This is a genomic window from Hymenobacter latericoloratus (assembly GCF_014199535.1).
Classification (GTDB): Bacteria; Bacteroidota; Bacteroidia; order Cytophagales; family Hymenobacteraceae; genus Hymenobacter; species Hymenobacter latericoloratus.
On record NZ_JACHNV010000005.1, the window covers coordinates 219,787 to 239,840 of the forward strand.

20 protein-coding genes are annotated in these 20,054 nt (G+C 57.1%); 11 read left to right on the top strand and 9 right to left on the bottom strand.

Annotation, left to right across the window (positions count from 1 at the left end; translation table 11 throughout):
• Window positions 1-14: 14 nt before the first annotated feature.
• A complete protein-coding gene (locus GGU46_RS16730; protein ID WP_183404705.1) occupies window positions 15-1,427 on the top strand; it encodes an NADH-quinone oxidoreductase subunit N in 1,413 nt (470 codons plus the stop codon).
• Window positions 1,428-1,508: 81 nt separating this feature from the next.
• Here the strand turns inward: GGU46_RS16730 and GGU46_RS16735 are convergent, their stop codons facing one another.
• The 4 genes from GGU46_RS16735 to GGU46_RS16750 form a co-directional block, all read right to left on the bottom strand.
• Entirely contained in the window at window positions 1,509-2,858 is a 1,350-nt protein-coding gene (locus GGU46_RS16735) for an OmpA family protein (protein WP_221297357.1), read from the bottom strand.
• A 241-nt stretch (window positions 2,859-3,099) separates the two neighbouring features.
• The gene (locus GGU46_RS16740; protein ID WP_183404707.1) at window positions 3,100-3,888 is read right to left on the bottom strand and encodes a 3'-5' exonuclease; all 789 of its coding nucleotides are present in this window, start codon (window positions 3,886-3,888) and stop codon (window positions 3,100-3,102) included.
• Between the two features lie 104 nt (window positions 3,889-3,992).
• Complete coding sequence (locus GGU46_RS16745) at window positions 3,993-4,646, bottom strand: SdpI family protein (RefSeq protein ID WP_183404708.1); 654 nt, start codon at window positions 4,644-4,646, stop codon at window positions 3,993-3,995.
• A complete protein-coding gene (locus GGU46_RS16750; protein ID WP_183404709.1) occupies window positions 4,643-4,915 on the bottom strand; it encodes an autorepressor SdpR family transcription factor in 273 nt (90 codons plus the stop codon). Before GGU46_RS16750 ends, GGU46_RS16745 begins: the two co-directional genes overlap by 4 nt.
• A gap of 91 nt (window positions 4,916-5,006) precedes the next feature.
• On the opposite strand from GGU46_RS16750, the gene GGU46_RS16755 reads away from it, so the two are divergent.
• Window positions 5,007-5,510, top strand: coding sequence for a DUF2314 domain-containing protein (locus GGU46_RS16755; RefSeq protein WP_183404710.1), 504 nt, complete (start codon window positions 5,007-5,009; stop codon window positions 5,508-5,510).
• Between the two features lie 518 nt (window positions 5,511-6,028).
• Here GGU46_RS16755 and aspS read toward each other — a convergent pair.
• Together aspS and GGU46_RS16765 are read right to left on the bottom strand one after the other, a co-directional pair.
• Window positions 6,029-7,792, bottom strand: a complete 1,764-nt coding sequence (aspS, locus tag GGU46_RS16760; protein ID WP_183404711.1) for an aspartate--tRNA ligase — start codon at window positions 7,790-7,792, stop codon at window positions 6,029-6,031.
• Between the two features lie 126 nt (window positions 7,793-7,918).
• On the bottom strand, window positions 7,919-8,056 hold the full coding sequence (locus GGU46_RS16765) for a hypothetical protein (protein WP_183404712.1): 138 nt from the start codon (window positions 8,054-8,056) through the stop codon (window positions 7,919-7,921).
• A 43-nt stretch (window positions 8,057-8,099) separates the two neighbouring features.
• On the opposite strand from GGU46_RS16765, the gene GGU46_RS16770 reads away from it, so the two are divergent.
• From GGU46_RS16770 to GGU46_RS16785, 4 genes are all read left to right on the top strand, one after another.
• Entirely contained in the window at window positions 8,100-8,552 is a 453-nt protein-coding gene (locus GGU46_RS16770; protein WP_110978663.1) for a hypothetical protein, read from the top strand.
• 187 nt (window positions 8,553-8,739) lie between these two features.
• Window positions 8,740-9,303, top strand: a complete 564-nt coding sequence (locus GGU46_RS16775; protein WP_215906375.1) for a hypothetical protein — start codon at window positions 8,740-8,742, stop codon at window positions 9,301-9,303.
• An 86-nt stretch (window positions 9,304-9,389) separates the two neighbouring features.
• Window positions 9,390-9,836, top strand: coding sequence for a nucleoside deaminase (locus GGU46_RS16780; protein WP_183404714.1), 447 nt, complete (start codon window positions 9,390-9,392; stop codon window positions 9,834-9,836).
• A 109-nt stretch (window positions 9,837-9,945) separates the two neighbouring features.
• Window positions 9,946-10,554 carry a superoxide dismutase gene (locus tag GGU46_RS16785; protein WP_183404715.1) on the top strand — a complete coding sequence of 203 codons (609 nt, stop codon included), beginning with the start codon at window positions 9,946-9,948 and terminating at the stop codon, window positions 10,552-10,554.
• 81 nt (window positions 10,555-10,635) lie between these two features.
• Here GGU46_RS16785 and GGU46_RS16790 read toward each other — a convergent pair whose 3' ends face one another.
• Window positions 10,636-11,748, bottom strand: coding sequence for a hypothetical protein (locus GGU46_RS16790; RefSeq protein ID WP_183404716.1), 1,113 nt, complete (start codon window positions 11,746-11,748; stop codon window positions 10,636-10,638).
• 177 nt (window positions 11,749-11,925) lie between these two features.
• Here GGU46_RS16790 and GGU46_RS16795 point away from each other — a divergent pair, with 177 nt between their 5' ends.
• Entirely contained in the window at window positions 11,926-12,975 is a 1,050-nt protein-coding gene (locus GGU46_RS16795) for a UbiA family prenyltransferase (RefSeq protein WP_262890954.1), read from the top strand.
• Here GGU46_RS16795 and GGU46_RS22485 read toward each other — a convergent pair.
• Window positions 12,958-14,226, bottom strand: a complete 1,269-nt coding sequence (locus GGU46_RS22485; RefSeq protein WP_183404718.1) for a glycosyltransferase — start codon at window positions 14,224-14,226, stop codon at window positions 12,958-12,960. The genes GGU46_RS16795 and GGU46_RS22485 overlap by 18 nt on opposite strands.
• A gap of 385 nt (window positions 14,227-14,611) precedes the next feature.
• Between GGU46_RS22485 and GGU46_RS16805 the strand changes: the two genes are divergently transcribed.
• Entirely contained in the window at window positions 14,612-15,901 is a 1,290-nt protein-coding gene (locus GGU46_RS16805; protein WP_183404719.1) for a nucleoside permease, read from the top strand.
• 298 nt (window positions 15,902-16,199) lie between these two features.
• Here the strand turns inward: GGU46_RS16805 and GGU46_RS16810 are convergent, their stop codons facing one another.
• Window positions 16,200-16,619 (bottom strand): nucleoside-diphosphate kinase, encoded by a 420-nt coding sequence (locus GGU46_RS16810; protein WP_183404720.1) that lies wholly within the window; start codon window positions 16,617-16,619, stop codon window positions 16,200-16,202.
• Window positions 16,620-16,885: 266 nt separating this feature from the next.
• Between GGU46_RS16810 and GGU46_RS16815 the strand changes: the two genes are divergently transcribed.
• The 3 genes from GGU46_RS16815 (at window position 16,886) to GGU46_RS16825 (ending at window position 20,032) form a co-directional block, all read left to right on the top strand.
• Complete coding sequence (locus tag GGU46_RS16815; RefSeq protein WP_183404721.1) at window positions 16,886-17,929, top strand: DHH family phosphoesterase; 1,044 nt, start codon at window positions 16,886-16,888, stop codon at window positions 17,927-17,929.
• A 47-nt stretch (window positions 17,930-17,976) separates the two neighbouring features.
• Complete coding sequence (locus GGU46_RS16820) at window positions 17,977-19,032, top strand: FKBP-type peptidyl-prolyl cis-trans isomerase (RefSeq protein ID WP_183404722.1); 1,056 nt, start codon at window positions 17,977-17,979, stop codon at window positions 19,030-19,032.
• A 97-nt stretch (window positions 19,033-19,129) separates the two neighbouring features.
• Entirely contained in the window at window positions 19,130-20,032 is a 903-nt protein-coding gene (locus GGU46_RS16825; RefSeq protein WP_183404723.1) for an FKBP-type peptidyl-prolyl cis-trans isomerase, read from the top strand.
• The last annotated feature ends 22 nt before the right edge of the window (window positions 20,033-20,054 follow it).

A 20,054-nucleotide genomic window follows, 5' to 3' on the forward strand; every position in this document is an offset into this window, starting at 1 on the left:
GGCTTCCTTTGCCAATGCATTCCATCATTCTACTTTCCGTTCTGGGCCTCGGCAACCTGTTTCTGGGGTTCCGCCGCTCCAACCGGCTGCTGCTCCCGGCGGCCATGCTCATACTTGGCCTCGTGCTAACGGTAAATTTCACCGATTGGAATCAAGGGCCACAGTCGTTCTTCAACGACATGCTGGTGGTCGATAATTTCTCGGTGGCCTTCACGGGCATTGTGGTCCTGACGGCCCTGGTGCTCCTACCCTTCTCCCAGAAATACGTGCACGACGGGGAGGCCAACCTAGCTGAGTACTACTCGCTGCTGATTTTCTCACTGGTGGGCGCTATTATGATGGTGGCTTACAACCACCTGCTGATGCTGTTCCTGGGTGTGGAAACCCTGAGCATTGCCATGTACGTGCTGGCCGGCTCCGATAAGCGCAACCTGCGCTCCAACGAAGCCGCGCTGAAGTACTTCCTGATGGGTTCCTTTACCACGGGCATCCTGCTCTTCGGTATGGCCCTGGTGTACGGTGCTACCGGCACCTTCGTGCTGCGCGACATCAGCTTCGCGGTGCAGAACCCCGTGAATGCCTCGCTCACGCCGATGCTGTACATTGGCATGCTGCTGATGTTTATCGGCATGGGCTTTAAAGTATCGGCCGCGCCTTTCCACTTCTGGACGCCCGACGTGTATGAGGGCACGCCTACCTTCTTCACGGCCTTCATGAGCACCGTAGTGAAGGCGGCGGGCTTCGCGGCCTTCCTGAAGCTGCTGGTGCAGGCCTTCCCCGCGGCTTCGGCCCAGGGCGTGTGGCTGCCGACCCTCACGGCCATGTGCGTACTCACGCTGCTGCTCGGCAACGTGGGCGCCGTAACCCAGACCAGCGCCAAGCGCATGCTGGCCTACTCCAGTGTGTCGCACGCGGGCTACCTGCTGATTGGGCTGGTAGCCTTCAACGGACAGCTGGAAGGCGCTTCGGCCAACGGCCTCTTCTTCTACTCTCTGGCTTACTCGGTGGCTACCGTGGCCTCGTTTGGGGTGCTGAAGCTGGTAGCCGACGCCCGCGCGCGGGAAGACTACAACGGCCTGAATGGCCTCGCCAAAACCAACCCCTTGCTGGCCTTCGTCATGACGGTGGCCATGCTGTCGTTGGCGGGTATTCCGCTCACCGGTGGCTTCTTTGGTAAGTTCTTTATCTTCTCGGCCGCCGTTGAAAATGGCTACATTGGCCTCGTGGTATTCGCGGTGGTCATGTCGATGGTGAGTATCTACTACTACCTACGCCCCATCATTGCCATGTACATGCGCGAGGCCGATGACGAAACCACCGCTACCCCGGTTCCGGTAACGGGCTTTCAGTCGGCGGCGTTGCTGCTGCTGGCCTTGCTGACGGTGGCACTGGGTGTACTGCCAGGTTTGGTCGCCGGAATTCTCTAGCAGATTTGCTACCCCTTAAAAACGAAGAAAGCGGCTCTATTAGAGTCGCTTTCTTCGTTTTATAAACTACCAACGCCCACCTTATTTTTTCACTACCCGAATGCTGATGCGGCGGTTCAGGGCGCGGCCTTCGGGGGTAGTGTTCGGGGTGATAAAGTACTTACCGCCGTACCCTTTCGCTTGAATTCGGTTGATATCAACCCCGGAGCTTGCCAGCACCAGCATGGCCGTTTTGGCCCGCTCCTCGCTAAGCTGAAAGTTTTTCATAGCGTTACCAGTGCTGTCGGTGTATCCCCCAATCTTTACCTGAGAGTTGGGAAAAGTCTTCAGGATACTGGCTACGTTGCGCAACTGCTGAAACGACTCGTCCGTGAGGGTAGTCTGCCCGGTTTCGAAGTACACCCGGTCGAAATTGATCCAGCCATTGGTGCGATTTACCGAGTCAACCTGCATCCCCGGGTCGGCCAGGAACGTGTACAGGCGGTTTTCGGTGGAAGTAGCGCCTACCTTTTGCGTGGTTCCATCGGCCAGACGCAGAATCAAAGGCTGCCCTGTGTCGTAGATATACTTATCGTTGACGGGGTCATAGCGGCCGGCGGCCGTGGCCTTCACGGGCGCCGGAGCGGCCGTACTCGTGGTTACCAACCCGGAGCGGGGGCTTGAGCTGGTCGTACTCTCTTCGGTATCATGGCCGAAAAAGTATCCGAGGCCTACTGCTGTCAGCAGGAGTACCCCCCACGCCCAGGGCTGGCCGGCAATAGGCGACGTGCTGGGGGCAGGCGCAGCCGGTGCCGGGGTAAAGGTGCGCCCCCCGCCTACTGGCAGCCAGGAGCCGTGGCCGTGCGGCGTTTCCGTTAGGGCGCTACCGGCGGGGGCTACCTCCGGCACTGCCGCAAACTCACGAGGGCCGGTTTCCGGGGCCTGCGGACGGGGCGAGCCAGCCAGCAGGAGGCGCTGAAGGGCATCTTCGTCTTGGTGAAGCCAGCGGGCCAGCGCCGCGGCGTCGAAGCTGTGCTCCTGGCTGTATTCGCCGGCTACCCCCAAGGCAGCTACCGCCGTTACGCTGAGCAGGTAGTTGACGGCGGCCGAACTGATGCCCGCCGCGGCTGCTATCCGCAGCCCTGTAAAGTTGTAGCTCTCACCCAGCAAGCCCCGCATAAGGGCTTCACCGCGTTGCAGCCAGTTTTCCTGCCCTGGCCCCAGCAGGTGTTCCAGCACACTAGCCCCGTAGGCTTCCCGGCTGAGCTTCCAGATGGCTTCGGGCCCATCGGGGCCGCTGGCCCGCCCGGCTAGTGAGTGGGCCACCAGGGGCACTACTTGCCCCAACGCACCCCAAATTCCGGCTTGATTTTCCTGCGTTTCCTGCGCTAGCCGACTAACGACTTCACTGGTGAAAAATACTTGTGAGGTGTGTGATGCGGTGTGTTCCATAACAGTCCATTCCCTTTCTGTCCAACATACCACAAAGTACAATTATTTATTGTAATAATTATTTTATAATTAAGATTAATTTTTCTTTTTTCAAGGTTGAGCTTTAGAATCAGGCTGGCTGTGGAGGCAGTCTTTGCTACTGCTTTTCAGACCTGCTTCAGCCAACTACCCTTCTATAAGCGGACATAAGGCAGTACTGAAGCCAAGCCCAAATAGATGAGTTTACTTTGACTTAATTGCCTTATACGCGCCGTAGTACGGTTTCCTGATCCGCGTACACAATAGCTTCGTCGCCGAACGGATCTTCACCGCGAAACTTCTGCAACAGCCGGGCCGTGGTTACAATGTCCTTCTGACAATAGCGGGCAATGCGGGGCAAATCGTTTTCCTCGTAGTACACCCGCGCTACGTCCTTGCCCTGGATGTCGTCTTTGGGGGTAGGAATGCCGAACATGGCCGCCAGCAAACCCAGGGACGTGAAGGATTTCCGGTCGCCGAACTTCCAGAGCTCCATGGTATCCAAGTGGAGTACCTCCCAGGGCTTTTTACCGGCCGTATCCAGGTGCGGCGGCAAAGGCAGCCCATTGATAAGCATGCGGCGCGACAGGTAGGGCAGGTCGAACTCCTTGGCATTATGCCCGCACAGCCGGAACTGCGGCCGGTGACTAATGACAGCGCTGAACTCCTGCAGCAGTTGCCGCTCATCGTGCCCGTAAAAGGACTTCACGCTGAAGCGCACTTCTCCTTCAGCGTTATACCGAAACCGTCCTAGCGAGATGCATACTACCCGGCCAAACTCAGCGTAGATACCGGCCTGCTCAAACAAGTTGGCGGCATGTAGGGTATCGGGCAGGGGCGCAATGTGGTCGTGGTGCGAAATCCAGCCTTTCTCGCGCCGCAGGGCGTGGCACTTGTGCTCCCACAGCTCTTTTAGCATCTCCTCCAGATCGTCGTGGCAGCCTACGCAGGGTACGGTTTCGATGTCGAGCACGAATACCTCATCAAGTTTCAGGTCGCGGAGCAGGCGCATACAGGCACGGGTTGGAAGCCAGGAGAAGAAGGAAAGATAGAAGAAACCGCCAGAATTGAATAGTTGCTGGCTTTTTACTTTCCTGCTGGCATCTGCCTCACCCCTTAGCGAGCCGCCGTTATTTCCTGCCGATAGAGCCAATAGGAATAGGCGTACACGGCTACCGTCGTCCCCAGCAGCCCCGCCACCAGCACGCCCGTTGCTACCTCCCCTAGCCCTGCCAAAGCCAGCAACGTGCTCAGCACCCCGGTAGCAAAGAACAGCCAGCCGCCCAGCCGGTGCGTCCGCGTCCAGATCAGCGGAAACTCCAGGGCCCAGGGCGTTTTGAACCCGACGAAGTAATTGGGCTGCACTGTTGTGAGGTAGTTGCCCATCAGGGCGAAAAACACACCCATCACAACCGCCAGCCCCCGCCCCGGCTGCACGGCGGGGTGCAGGGCCGCGTACAGGCTGAACAGGCTGAGGCCGCTCATCAGGGCTACCAGCAGCAGTTGCAGCTTCTGGTAGTTCGTGGTGCCGGCATCCAGGCGCCTTTTGGGGTCGAGGCGGGGTAGGAAAGTCAGCAGCAGGTAAGTGCCCATTGGCAGGCCCAGGCAGAGCAGCCACATGTTTTCTTTCGCCGTAAAGCCGTCGGCAGCACCGGCCGCATTGAAGTGGGTCGGAATCTGGGTCGGCAGCGCGGGCCAGGTATAAGCCAGATAGGCGGCTGGCAGCACCAATACTACCAAGGTCAGCAGTTTCCAGATGGTCGTCTTCATGCGTTCGTATCGTTACCGGGTTTGAATTGCAGGAGCCAGCCCAGCAGCTCGTCCATCACGGTCATGTTCAGGGTGTAGGTCACGAACTGGCCCTGCTTGTCGCTGGTCACCAGCTCGGCCTGTCTCAGCAAATCCAGGTGGTGGCTGATGGTAGGCTTAGAGAACTGGAAGTGCTCGGCTATTTCGCCGGCCGTGCGTGGCTGCTGGCGTAGCAACTCCAGAATGGCGCGGCGCGTGGGGTCGTTGAGGGCTTTAAAGAGAGCGTTCAAGATTGATTAGATGTTTAGACAAATATCTAATTATATCCGAAAGAAGCAATCTGTACTCGCCTATATTTGGAGTAGTTTCTTCCCTACCCCTATGCGAATTAGTATTCCAATAGCATCAGGTATTCTACTTGCTCTTGTCAGCTGTACTATCTCAACTGATAAAGTAGAGCGGCCAGGCGAGCCTGCTATTTACAATGTAACGGCTGAGGATACGGAAATGAACCACGCTATAAGGCAGGGTAAAGCTACCTTACCTCAGTTCTTGGCTACCATCAGTAAAGCTGATTCGACTATCTCCAACCCAGCCGTAAAAGTTCATTACGACGATGGGGAGAGAAAGGAGTTTTTATGGATTGGCGACCCAATTTTAGAAGAGGGCCAGTGGTACGGCACTGTAGACAACACACCGGAGTACACAAAGCAAGTTGTTGCAGGGCAGAAAGTGCGCATTGATACTGCCATAGTAGTTGACTGGAATTACACCCAGAACAACCATTTGGTAGGAGGATATACCGTCAAACTTCTGCGTAATAGAATGACACCCGAGGAAAGAGCAGAATTTGACCAATCAACCGATTTAATATTCGACAGGTAGTAAACCAGGAAGCGGCGCCTGCTGTATCAGGAGCTGTTTCTGGTTTATTGCTTATCGTGTAGCGAATTGCATAGCCCACGCCTTTAATTCCTTGGCAGTAATTGTCAGAGTTGAAACTCTCGCGTAAAAACGCGGCGTGAAGCTCGAAGGCCTGTGAATTTCCAATGTGTATCCATTACGGTCAGATTCCAGATTCACGACCAATTTCTTCCAGGGCTGCCAGCCAAACTCTTTTGTCCAGATGCGCTCTGGGGTTAAACGCAGCAGCACGTCGCTCTCTCGTAAACGCAAGCTAGCTATGTGAACTGTTACTGCTCCCGCCAATAAGAGTATTAATCCGGCAATTGTTGGGCTTAGTGCTATACCTGTTCCTAACAATACCAGTCCTAATGCCACTTGTAACCAAGCACTCCACCGGTTATATCGTACTTCCACCATAGTGTGTACTCATAAAACAGGTCCCGTTATTTGCAGTGATGCAAACAACGGGACCTGACGCATAAACCGAAAAGTACCCTTTACTTCCCCACCACTGCCGTAGCAATGCTCAGTTCCTTCAGCTGGGCGTCGGAAATGGGCGAAGGCGAGTCAATCATAACGTCGCGGCCGGAGTTGTTTTTGGGGAAGGCAATAAAGTCGCGGATGGAGTCGGCGCCGCCGAAGAGGCTGCAGAGGCGGTCGAAGCCAAAGGCAATGCCGCCGTGGGGCGGAGCGCCGTACTCGAAGGCGTCGAGCAGGAAGCCGAACTGGGCTTTGGCTTCCTCATCGGAGAAGCCTAGCAGCGAGAACATGCGGGCCTGCACCGCGCGGTCGTGGATGCGGATGGAGCCGCCCCCTACCTCTACCCCGTTAATCACCATGTCGTAGGCGTTGGCCCGCACCTCCCCGATGGTTTCGGGCGAGTCGAGCAGGGCTACATCTTCGGGCTTGGGCGAAGTGAAGGGGTGGTGCATGGCGAAGTAACGTCCTTCTTCCTCGTTGTATTCGAGCAGCGGGAAATCAACCACCCATAGGGCCGAGAAAGTATCCTTGTCGCGCAGGCCGAGGCGCTGCCCCATTTCCAGACGCAGCTCGCTCAGGGCCTTACGGGTTTTGTTGGGCTCACCGGCCAGGATGAGCAGCAGGTCGCCGGGCTGGGCGTTGAACGCCACCTTCCACTGCTGGAGCACTTCCTGGGAGTAGAACTTATCGACCGACGATTTCACCGAGCCATCCTGCTCCACGCGGGCGTACACGAGGCCAGTAGCGCCAATCTGGGGGCGCTTCACGTACTCGGTCAGCTCATCGAGCTGCTTGCGGGTGTAGGAGGCCGCGCCGGTAGCATTGATGCCCACGACCAGTCCGGCCGCCTCGAACACCGGGAAGCCGTGGCCTTTTACTACCTCGTTCAGCTCCACGAACTTCATGTCGAAGCGCGTATCGGGCTTGTCGTTGCCGTAGTAGCGCATGGCGTCGGCGTAGGTCATGCGGGGTAGGGTCCCGATTTCCAGGTTTTTCACCTTGCGGAACAGGTACTGCACCAGCCCCTCGAAGGTGCTGAGAATGTCTTCCTGCTCCACAAACGACATTTCGCAGTCGATCTGGGTGAACTCCGGCTGGCGGTCGGCGCGCAGGTCCTCGTCGCGGAAGCACTTCACAATCTGGAAGTACCGGTCAAAGCCCGACACCATCAGCAGCTGCTTAAACGTTTGGGGGCTTTGGGGCAGGGCGTAGAACTCACCGGCATTCATGCGGGAGGGCACTACAAAGTCGCGGGCACCTTCCGGGGTGCTTTTGATGAGGACGGGGGTTTCCACCTCAATGAACTGCTGCCCGTCGAGGTAGCGGCGGGTAGCCTGGGCCACGCGGTGACGCAGCATCAGGTTTTGGCGTACCGGGTTGCGGCGCAGGTCGAGGTAGCGGTACTTCATCCGCAGGTCGTCGCCGCCGTCGGTTTCGTCCTCAATCAGGAAGGGCGGCAGCTTGGCTGGGTTCAGCACCGTGATGCTCTCCACCCGGATTTCGATGCCGCCGGTGGGCATCTTATCGTTTTTGGAGTGGCGCTCCGAAACCTTACCGGTTACGCTCAGCACGAACTCGCGGCCCAGCTGCCGGGCCTGCTCGCGCACTTCGGCGGTTTCTACCCCTTCTTCCAGGGCCAACTGCGTAATGCCGTACCGGTCGCGCAAGTCAACCCACAAAATGCCACCTTTGTCACGGGTACGCTGGACCCAGCCGCAGAGCGTAACGGTTAAACCAATGTGTTCGGGGCGCAACTCGCCGCAGGTATGAGTCCGGAGCATTTTGTTAGAGCTGAGAAGTGAGACCTTAGCACTAAGAGGATAGAAGTAGCGCGGGCCGGTCGGCTTTTCTCACTTCTGGCTCCTCAGAGCTAAGTTCTATAATAGCGGCGAAGGTAGGCAGGAAATTCAGTCAAATGCTGAAAAAACGTCGGGCCGGGAACGGTACTGCAGCGGTACTGAGTTGAGGAAAACGATGATTTCATCGGTGCCACTGGCTTTTTTGTCGGCTACCCCTAAATCCGGCACGGAGTATGCAAACCGCATTTCCAGAACCAACATTCAGGTGCCACAACCTTTTTTACGCTATATGAAACGCCCCGTTCTGCTCGCCCTGGCTGCCACGCTGCTCTCTTTTTCAGCCGCCCAGGCCCAGACCAAGGTTAAAACCAAATCCAAGGCTGCTAATGGCACGGAAGTAAAGGCCAAGTCGGAGGTAGAGCCGGTAACGCTGAACGGGCCCATTAAGCGCGTGGAAACACTCTCGGGTATTGATGTATTCCCGTCGTCAAGCGGCCAGAGCATCATGCTTAGCTTCACCCAACAGTTTACCAAGCCCGGTACGCTGGTGATGACCAACTATAAGAAGCAGGCTGTGTATACCACCGAGCTCGACCCGCAGAACAACACCGGGGAGCCCGTAGATCTGGGGCGCATTCCGGCTGGTACTTACCTCATCGAGGCTAAAACCGGCAACTACGTGTACTGGAAGAAAGTGAGCATCAAGTACCCATCGGCTCCGGTTTCCAAGAAGCGCCGCTAAATCACGGACTAAACGGATTTGTCGGATTGCACGGGTTCGTTTTGTTGTTTGATCCCCGTTAGGGCAGATTTTTTTACGCTCCGAAGTCGTTAGGGCTTCGGAGCTTTGCTTTTGCGGAGCGCCGGCTATTCAGTCCAGACCTAGTAGGCTGGCGTTTCCCTACCCCCTCTCGCCTTCTGAACCCTCTATGACCATGACTCGTTTTTTCCGATTTACTTCCTTGCTGCTGGCGCTGGGTGCTCTGGTGGCTTTTGCCGGGCCCAAGCTTAAAAAAACGGCCATTGGGCAAAACATTACGCTCGGGGTACCAGAAGGCTTCGCGGCCCTGCCCGATGATGGTATTGCCGCCAAGTACCCGGCAGCGCGTAAGCCCCTGGCTGTATTCAGCAACCCCAGCGGCCGCATCGACCTGAGCGTGGCCCAGAAGCCGACCACCTTCAGCAACCGTGACTACGCCCTGCTGCTCAAGATTTACAAGGCCAGCATCCAGAACATGTACTCCAAGGTGCAGTTTTTGCAGGAAGACATTCGCACCGTGAATAAGCGCGACTACGTGGCCCTGGAATTCGTTTCGACGGTAACCGACAACCGCCGGGGTGGCAACTTGGCGCCCGTGCGCAAGTACCAGTTCGTGCAGTACGCCATTGAAGGCAACCAACTCTACGTTTTCACCTTCGTGGCCCCCGCCGAAGAGCAGGCTCAGTGGCAACCTACCGCCCAGGCCGTAATGGGCAGCGTAACGATGAAGTGAAATGGTGAGATGGTGAAATAGTGAGTTTGATGTTCTATTTGCACCCTTGAAGTTACCCAAACATCAAACTCACTATTTCACCGCCCATGACTCTTTCGCTTTATTCCGACGAGCAGTACATGCGGGAGGCGCTGAAACAGGCGCGCTACGCTTTTGAGGAGGAAGAAATTCCGATTGGTGCGGTGGTCGTGCTGGACAAGCGCATTATTGCCCGGGCCTATAACCAAACCGAGAAGCTGCAGGACGTAACGGCCCACGCCGAAATGCTGGCCCTGACGGCCGCGGCCAACCACCTGGGCAACAAATACCTCACCGACTGCACCCTGTACGTGACCGTGGAGCCCTGCGTAATGTGCGCCGGCGCCACGGCCTGGGCTCAGGTACGGCGGGTGGTGTATGGAGCCCACGAGCCCAAGTTCGGGTTTCGGCGGCACGGCAACCTGCTGCACCCCCGGGCCGAGCTGGTAAGCGGCATCTTGAGCCACGAGAGTGAGGAGTTGATGCGGGAATTCTTCGCGCAAAAGCGGAAATAGCCTACTTTTGGCCGCCTCCGTAACCCTGAGGTGCCCGCGGCGGTTATAGCTGCAGGTACCCCGGAGCGGCGGCGTCGCTTCCTCTTTCCACCAATCAAACCTTTCTGTTATGGCTTTCGAACTGCCCCAACTGCCCTACGCCCACGATGCCCTGGAGCCGCACATTGATGCGCAAACCATGGAAATTCACCATACCAAGCACCACCAGGCCTACGTAACCAACCTCAACAATGCCATTGCCGGCACCGAGCTGGAAGGCAAGAGCCTGGAAGAGCTGATGCACAACATTGCCTCGGCTCCGGCCGCCGTGCGCAACAACGGCGGTGGTCACTGGAACCACTCCCTGTTCTGGACCATCCTGGGCCCGAACGGCGGCGGCGAGCCCACCGGCCCTATCGGTGAGGCTATTACCAAAGCTTTCGGCAGCTACGAGAAGTTCAAGGAAGAATTCACGAAGGCCGCTACTACCCGCTTCGGCTCGGGCTGGGCCTGGCTCTGCAAACAGTCCGATGGCTCGGTGCAGATTTGCTCGACGCCCAACCAGGATAACCCCCTGATGCCCGATTCTGGCTGCAAAGGCACTCCGGTTCTGGGCCTGGATGTGTGGGAGCACGCCTACTACCTCAAGTATCAGAACAAGCGCCCCGACTACATTGCGGCCTTCTACAACCTCATTAACTGGGACGAAGTGAACCGTCGCTTCTCGCAGGAGGCGTAGCTTAGTATCTGCCCACAAAAAAGCCTTCTAGAACAGCTAGAAGGCTTTTTTGTGGGCAGATATTACCAGCTCAGCCGCTGCTCAAGCGCTGGCCAGAGCGTGGTAGCGGACCAGGGCTTCCAGACAATATGCCGTGGTCATTTCTTCTGAGCCCCATCCGACGGCTAGCTTAGGGCCGCCATAGTATAGTAGCCAGCGCGGCCATTCTCCGGTAGCTCCCTGGGCCTGCAGAATATAGTGGATAGCGGCTTTCAGCTCAGGCGGCTGACACCCCAGGTTCAGTAAGCTACACACGGCCCAGGCCGTGTCAACCAGCGTTTCTCCCAAACGGCCGTCGGGCTTAGCCTGGGCCAGAATCCGGTCAATGATGGGCTGGCGCAGGGGCTCCAGCTTTGTAATACCCGAGTAATAACACCGGGTAAAGGAGTAGTACACGAAGAGGGGGTCCCGGTACCACAGGTCGCAGTTGCCTTCCCGTTGCTCAGCAATGATGCGCAGTAGGAAGGTAATTACCGGCTGAGTTTCTGGAATATCTCCCAGGTAGTAGAGCACGTTGGCATTTACTACCCCATCAACATCGTTGCGGCTGGCCTCCACTGACCGCCAAAACAGTATGCTCTGGATAGGGTGAAGCAATTCGCGCGCGGTTACCCGCCAGAAGGTTCGGCTCGGTATCCAGCGCAGCCGCATAATAAACCACGAATAGAACAAGCCCTGCCGGTTCCGGTTCATCAAAAACAGGGGCACGTTCGTTGGTACCGGGCAGTCAATTCCGCGGGCCCGCAGTATTGCTGATATACAGGCGGTGTCGTCCAAATCAAGCGGGCACAGATGCCGCAGCCGATGCGTGGTCGTGAAGTGGTTCCATAAGCCCCCAAAGTTCATTTGGTTTCGCAGAAACAAAGTTGTCCGGCTTAGCATCTGATCGGCCAGCGGATGTTCTGCTACGTGCAATAAGCAGTGCGCAATCAGGGCCGTCGGAAACAGGGTGCTATCCGTGGAAATCCAGCCCTGCATGGGCCCGTCGCCAGCGCAGTACGATGCAAATTGTCCTTCCGGAAACTGATGCTGATGTAAATAGCTCAGGGCAAGCTCAATAGCTTGCTCCAACTGTTTTTTATCGGGGGCTACCGTGGGCACCAGCCCAGCTGCGAGGTCCGCGTTTTTCTCCTGATTGCGTGTTGCGTTCAGCACGTAGATAAGCTTTAATCTCTTTTAGCCTGCAAGGTACCATTTGCTTTCCCGGCTTCAGGTCAGTCGGTAGTTAATATTAAAAAAGTTATAAAACTGTATTTCTGTCTTATATTTGAACTACAAGAATCCTACTATTCATCCAGTTAATAACGTCTGCTTGATGGCGGACGGCCTTTCATGTCACAAACAGCGTCTGCTTACGCCCCAACGTTAGGCAGTAAATTAGTTCAGATTACTCGGGTGCATTCGTGGTGGAGCTATAAGTTTTCGCCTGTTCTAGCTACTTTCTACGCAACGGCCTGCTTTGCTCACGCTCCCGTCTGGCCGTTGGTTCCCCGGCTGCTGCTGCTGCTGGGTGCCCTGGTAGTGGGCGCCATCTATGTTAGCGTAATCAACGACTGGACCGACCTCGACGATGACCGCCTGGGCGGGAAGTACAATCATATGGCCGACAGGTCAAAAGTTTTTCCGACCCTGCTGATTTTGGGATGCCTGTTGGCGGGTTTGGGCATGGGCGTTTACTTCTGGCACCGGAACCCTGTCAGCAGCTTGCTGTACTTGGGGTCGTGGGTAGCTTTTTCCTTATACTCCCTACCTCCCATCCGGGTCAAAAACCGGGGGCTTTTGGGTGTGCTGGCCGATGCTTCCGGCTCTCACCTGTTTCCTCAGCTGCTTACCGCCTCGTTGGCGGCAGCCTGGACCGGTCATACCTTACCCATCTTGTGGTACGTAGCGTTAGGGACCTGGGCCTGGGCTTGCGGCATCCGCAATATTCTGCTGCATCAGCTGGATGATGTGGAGGCCGACGCCAAGGCTGGCGTATATACCTGGGTGCGGGTGCGAGGTCCACAATTCACCCGCCGAATAGGTCAGGCAGTTATTTTTCCGGTAGAGGTAGTGAGCTTTAGTCTCCTGCTGGTACTAAATCAGCAGCTCTGGCCAGCATTATTTTTACTACCCTATCTGCTGCTGGAAGGCTTCAAGTGGCGCCTGTGGGGCAACCGGGCTCAAGTGCTGGAGCCGGGGGCGCGGGTGTTGCTTAATGAGTACTACGAGGTGTTTTACCCCCTCGGACTTTTGCTGGTGCTAAGCAGTCAGCACACCTCAGACCTACTGGTGCTTGGCTTGCACCTTCTGCTATTCGGCCGTTGTTTTTGGCAAACCGCAAAATACCTGGGCTGGGCCGGCGCCTTAACGGCCCGCAAAACCCTAGACCGGCTGTACTAGCGACAGACTATTCTGATACGAAAGGGCTGCCGCCTGTTTCGGCACAAGCTGGGCTTCGTACACTGCATTAAGCAGCTTACCGGCAAATGCTTCCAGGGCGTTGGCCGGTACAGCGGCCCGCGCCTGTCGCGCCGCCTCTGCCCCTACCACGGGCCAATCAGCCCGGGCAGCCCAGGCCTTCTCCAAGGCCTCGTCCAGCGCTTTTACCGTAAGCCCAGCCGCTAAAAACCCGGTTGCTCCGTCCGTCAGTAGCTCCGCTATACCACCGGCGTCAGCCGCAATAGCAGGCCGCCCCGCTAACATTGCCTCCACTAAAGCCAGTGGCAGGCCTTCGTAGCGCGAAGGTAACACCAGGGCATGGTGGGTGCGCCATATCTGCTCAACCTGGGTGTGGGATACATGACCGCCAAAATGCACCTGCTTCTGCAGGCCCAGAAAGTTTACCATCCCCCGAAGTGCCGCTTCATCGGGGCCAGCACCGTATAAAGTAAGCGTGAGGGGGCGTTGGCGCCACTTCGCCTGGGCCAACGTCTGGAGCAGAATGTCCTGGCCTTTGTCGGATAAAAACAAGCGAGCCACGCACGCCAGGCGCAACACTCCATCTGCCGCTACCGGCCAGGGCAGTGCCCCGTCGAAGGCAACGTTGTACGGGTTTCTGATTACCTCTGCCGCTGGTAACGGCATGCCCAGCTGAAGCTGGGTTAGCTCTAGGTTATGCTGCGACACAAAGTAGCTCCGCCGGGCCTGCCGATATACCTCCTGCGCCAAGTCACGCTCCAGTGCATCAGGGGCCCGCGAGTTGGTGGCCTTCTGCGCTACCAGTACATAAGGAATGCATAGCCGACGAGATACATCGGCAAATGCAATACCGTCGTAGTTCGACCCCTGCGACACTACCACTACGTGGGGCCGCAGGCGCTGCAGGTGCCTGAACAGCAGCTCCCGGCTGTTCTTTTGCCGAGTGTAGTGCCATTTATTAGGCAGCAGCCGGTTCGTTATGCGGTTAACTAAGGGAGGAGCCTTATCTAACTCGATAACACGGCAACCCGCGGCTCGTAGCTCCGCAATTCGTGGCTGGCACTCATCTACGTTGGTTTTGAAGGCATGAATGCTATGCCCGGCTTTTGCCAGCCACAAGGCAGTACCAGCCCATAATTCCTCACTGCCGCCCCAGCTGCCATCACAGGAGCTAATGAAAACAATGCGTAGGCCGGCGACGGTGACGGGCGTGTTGGGGTAGAAATTAACCACGAAATAGTAGCTCTACAGTATCCTTGAGGCTGATTGTTCTTGTTCACCGCTCAGCTCAACTAAGTTGCACCTCAAATATAGCTACTCCCCCGCTAGCAGACACAACCCGGCTCCTGCCCACTGCGGCGCGCACTCTATGGGTAGGAGCTGGGTTGTGTCTGCTAGCTTGACCAGGAGCAGTGCTCAAGGGTGGAGTTGGGGTGAGAGAACGTCCTTTTTCAAACTTCTCAGCAGCCCGGTTCATAGAACGAGCTATTGCCGCAGGCGCACCGATGCGCTTTCTGGAGGAACAACTTTGGTTTCCGGGCGAATTTTCACAGGACAGATTTCTTGTATCTTTAGGATCAAAATTGTGTTCCCCCCTCTTCTTCTCAACCGTAGTTGCATGAGTACCAAGCTGCGTCTCATTATTCTGAGCTTTTTACAGTTTTTTATCTGGGGCTCGTGGCTGATTACCATTGGCGCGTATTGGTTTCAGACAAAGCAATGGTCGGGGGCTCAATTCGGGGCTATTTTTTCCACCATGGGCATTGCTTCCATCTTCATGCCCTCGCTCATGGGGATTGTGGCCGATAAGTGGTTTAATGCCGAGAAACTCTACGGCCTGCTGCACATCCTGGGCGGGGCGGTACTGTGCACGGTTCCGCTGGTTACGGACCCCGGCACTATGTTCTGGGTGATGCAGCTAGCTATGATTTTCTATATGCCCACGCTGGCCCTGAGCATTGCCGTTTCTTACTCGGTACTGAAGCGCGAAGGCCTGGATGTGGTGAAAGACTACCCCCCTATTCGGGTGTGGGGCACCATCGGCTTCATTGCGGCCATGTGGACGGTAAGCGGCCTGGACTTTGAAAAATCGGCTAATCAGTTTTATGTAGCGGCGGCCGCGGCTTTTGCTCTCGGGGTGTATTCGTTCACGCTGCCCGCCTGTCCCCCACCCTCCAAGGGCACGGCTAGCCGCTCTTTGGTTGATGCATTCGGGCTGAAGTCGTTCGCGCTGCTGCGCGACCCGAAGATGCTTACCTTTTTCCTGTTTGCCCTGCTGCTGGGCGCCGCCCTGCAGCTCACCAACGCCTACGGCGACACCTTCCTGCATGATTTCGACAAGGTGCCTGCCTACCAGAACACGTTTGCCGTAAAGCACCCGGCCGTTATCATGTCCATCTCTCAGATTTCCGAGACGCTGTTCATCTTGGCTATTCCGTTCTTCCTGCGCCGTTTCGGCATCAAGCAGGTAATGCTGTTCAGTATGATTGCCTGGGTGCTGCGCTTTGGCCTGCTGGCGTACGGCACCCCCGATTTCCCTGGCATTACCCTGATCATTCTGTCGTGCATTGTGTACGGCATGGCCTTCGATTTCTTTAATATCTCCGGCTCGTTGTTCGTGGAAACTCAGACGGCTTCCTCCATCCGGGCCAGCGCGCAAGGCTTGTTTATGATGATGACCAACGGCTTCGGGGCTGTACTGGGCAGCTCGGTCAGTGGCATTGTCATCGAGAAGTATTTCACTGCTCCTGATGGCGTAACCAAAGATTGGCAAAGCATCTGGCTGACGTTTGCGGCCTACGCCCTGGTGATTGCCGTGCTGTTCGTCATCCTATTCAAGCACAAGCATAATCCGCAGGATGTAGAGGAAACGGCCCACGAGCCGTTGCTGAGCGTGGAGCAGGCATAGCGTACCGGCCGCGCCTACCCCCGCCTCCGGCCTGAACCGCTGGCTGGTCTGCTCAGGCAGGCCGACCAGCGGTTCTTTGGGTCCGACACGCAGTTCTATACTTCGCAAGCCTCTGATACTAACCCGACTTGTCCTTGCCCACTAAAAGGCGGCCCATAGTATGCCAGTAGTATATAATAAGTCTATAAACAGTCTGTTTTGAGTACACAAAAAAACCCGCACTGCGCGGCTGCAATGCGGGTTTCTAAATGCTCTGGGCTTCGGGTAGGAAGCAAGCCTCTCTACCTAAGCCGCTGACTTAGAACTGTTCGTCGGCGGTGAAGAAGAAGTTGCCTTCAATCTGAGCGTTTTCGTCGGAGTCGGAGCCGTGTACGGCGTTGGCTTCAATGCTCTTGGCATACTTCTTCCGGATGGTGCCTTCGGCGGCCTGGGCAGGGTTGGTGGCGCCAATCAGGGTACGGAAGTCAGCTACGGCGTTGTCCTTCTCCAGAATAGCCGCCACAATGGGACCCGACGACATGTACTTCACCAGGTCCTGGTAGAAGGGGCGCTCCTTGTGTACTTCGTAGAACTGGCCGGCGCGCTCGGGGGTCAGCAGTACTTTTTTCAGGCTTACGATGCGGAAGCCGCCCTCTTCAATCATGCTCAGGATACCACCGATGTGGTTTTCCTGGGTTGCGTCGGGCTTAATCATCGTGAACGTGCGGTTCGTGGCCATGGGGCTGTCGTATGGTTGGGGTTGAAATGGAATACTGCGTGAAAGGCAACCCGGAGTTTGCGGGCGCAAAAGTAGCGGGTTTAGCCGGCATTGCGAGGTGGAACTGAAGGATTACCCAAAAGTGTCTTGCTAATCTACCCCGGGCAACGAGCGCCTTAAACGCACCTTTCCTCCCGGGGTTTTGTTGGAACCCAGAATATTTACGACTTTTGCCGCCTTTGTACGCGGCCTAATCGACCGAAATTCAGTCACCTACCCCGTAGGCAATGTCCACAATATCTGAGCTGAAGGAGCTGCTGGCGCACCCCCGACAGATTTTCATTACCACTCACCACAAGCCCGATGCTGACGCGCTGGGCTCGTCGCTGGGCCTGGCCGGCTACCTGCGCAAGAAGGGCCACTCCGTCACGGTGGTTACGCCCTCGGACTACCCCAACTTCCTGGCCTGGATGCCCGGCAATGAGGAGGTAGTGGTATATGAGCCCACGGAAAACGACGCGCAGGTCCGTGAAATCATCGGGACGGCGGAGGTACTGTTCTGCCTTGATTTCTCCTGCCTGGGCCGCATCAACGAGCTGGGCGAGTACATCCGGCAGGCCCCCGGCACCAAAGTCCTCATCGACCACCACCAGGAGCCGGAGCAGTTTGCCGACCTCGACTACTCCAACTCCAAAGCCGCCGCTACTGCCGAGCTGGTTTTTGAAGTTATCCGCGACCTAGGCGACCAGGACCTGATTGATACGGGCATCGGGGAGTGCCTCTACGCGGGCATCATGACGGATACGGGCTCGTTCCGTCACCCCAGCACCTCGCGCAACGTGCACCTCATTATTGCCGAGCTGCTCAACGCCGGCATCAACCTCTCCGACGTGCACCGCCGCATCTACGACTCCCACTCCGAGGAACGCCTGCGTTTCCTGGGCTTCGTGCTGAAGGACAAGCTGACGGTGCTGCGCGAGTATAATACGGCCTATATTGCCATTACGGCCGACGAGCTGCGCCAGTACCACTCGAAAACCGGCGACACGGAAGGTCTTGTCAATTTCGCCCTCAGCATCGAAGGCATCGTGTTTGCCGCCATCCTCATTGACCGCACCCAGGCCGTGAAGATTTCCTTCCGCTCAGTGGGCGACTTCTCGGTCAGTGAGTTTTCGCGCCGACACTTCAACGGGGGCGGGCATCACAACGCCGCCGGCGGCATCAGCCATGAGCCGCTGCAGGCTACCGTGGACCGCTTCCTGAGCCTGCTGCCCGATTACCAGACGAAGTTGGTGACGGCCCCGCTGGCCGCCGCGCCGCCGTCGGCATAATTCAGTGTAACTTGGGCCCTCATTCCGTCATAACGCTAAACCCTTTCATGTTCCTTCAACGCAACTTCCTGAGCCTGGCCCTTGCTGCCGGCGTTCTGGGCCTCGCCTCCTGCAACAAAGGCGGTGATTTCAGCAAGACCAAATCGGGGATTGAATACCAGGTTTTCAAAAGCACCGGCGGCGGTAAGTATGACTCCCGCGAAGTAGGCGCCGAAGGAGATGCCACCTACAAAGACCGGGTGGGCAAAATCATGGCCCTGCACGTGGAGTACCGCACGGCCAAGGATTCCATCCTGTTCAACTCGCGCAAGCAACAGTTCGGCTATCCCGTACGCGTGCCCCTGGACTCGGTGCGGAAGGAGCAGCGCGGCGGCCTGGAAGAAGCCATCAGCCTGTTGCAGCCCGGCGACTCGGCCGTGTTCCGCTTCAACGTGGACAGCATTTTTGCCAAGTCGTTCCGCCAGCCGGTGCCGCCGTTCATGAAGAAGGCCGGCGCCACCATGACCATGTTCGTGAAGGTGGATAAGGTGCAGACGCGCGAGGAGGCCATGGCCGACGTGCAGAAAATGCAGGCCGAGCTGCCCCAGAAAATGCAGGCCCACGCCAAGCAGCAAATCAAAACCGATGATGTGGAGCTGCAGGCCTACATCAAGAAAAATAACCTGACGGTTCAGAAAGACACCTCGGGTGTGTACTACGCCGTGACTATCCCCGGCACGGGCGCCAAGCCCAAAGCCGGCCAGCTGGTATCGGTACTCTACAAGGGTTCCTTGCTGAAAAACGGCAAAGTGTTCGACTCGTCAGAAAAGATGGGCAATAAGCCCTTCGACTTTGTGCTGGGCCAGGGCCAGGTAATTCCGGGCTGGGATGTGGGCATTGCGCAGTTCGCGAAGGGTGCGAAAGGCTTCCTGCTGGTACCTTCGTCGCTGGCCTACGGGCAGCGCGGCGCCGGCGCCGACATTCCGGCCGATGCCATTCTGCGCTTCGACGTGGAGCTGGTGGACGTGAAAAACGCCCCGCCGGCCCCCGCCAGCCAGCAGCCCAACGCCGCGGACATCCAGCGCCAGCTGGAGGAGCTGCAGCGCCAGCAGCAGGGTAAATAGTTTACCCTAGCGCATCTACCAGAAAAGCCCCCGGTCCGGTGCAACCGGGTCGGGGGCTTTTTGCTCTTATCCGTAAACTGCCTTTTCTTTTGTAAGTATGCGCACATTTCTTCTCCGCTTCCGGGCGGCCGCCTGGCTTCCGGTATTCCTGCTCGGCTTCCTTGCGGTGGCGCTGTCGGCCTGCGAAAAAACCGAGGAAGACAACACGGACTACGCCGCCCGCGACGAAGCCACCATTCAATCCTACATTACTGATAACAAGCTTACGGGCTTCCAGCGTCAGGCCTCGGGCCTCTACGTGAACATTACCCAGCCCGGCACCGGCGCCCTGGCCAAAACAGACCAAGTGGTGCTTACCCGCTACAAAGCCACGCTGCTCGACGGCACCGTCTTCGAGTCGAACATGACTACGCTGGGCAGCTTTGAATTCGTACTGGGCAAGGGCAAGAATGCGGGCTGGGATGAGGGCTTTGCCTTGCTGAATAAGGGGGCTAAGGCGACCTTCCTGGTGCCCTCACCCCTGGCCTATGGCTCTTTGAGCAGCAACGTGGTACCCCCGCACGCCATCATCCGCTACGACGTGGAAGTGGTGGACGTTATTGATATTCCGGCCCGCGACGAGGCCAGCATTCAGGCCTACATTGCGGCCAACAACCTGACGGGTTTCCAGCGCCAGCCCTCCGGCTTGTACGTGGCCATTACCAAGCCCGGCACCGGCGACAACGCTAAGAAAAACCAGACAGTATCAGCCCGCTACACGGGCACTACTCTCGATGGGAAAGTGTTTGACAGCAATGCCAACGCCGCCAACCCTTTCTCCTTTACGGTGGGGGCCGGCCAGGTAATTGCCGGCTGGGACGAAGGATTTCTGCTGCTCAACAAGGGTAGCAAAGCCATCCTGCTGATTCCCTCGGGTCTGGCTTACGGCAGCCGGGCTGTCAGCACCATTCCGGCTAACTCTGTTTTGCGCTTCGACGTGGAAGCAGCGGACATTAAATAAGTTTCCATCTTCGGAAGGTTTT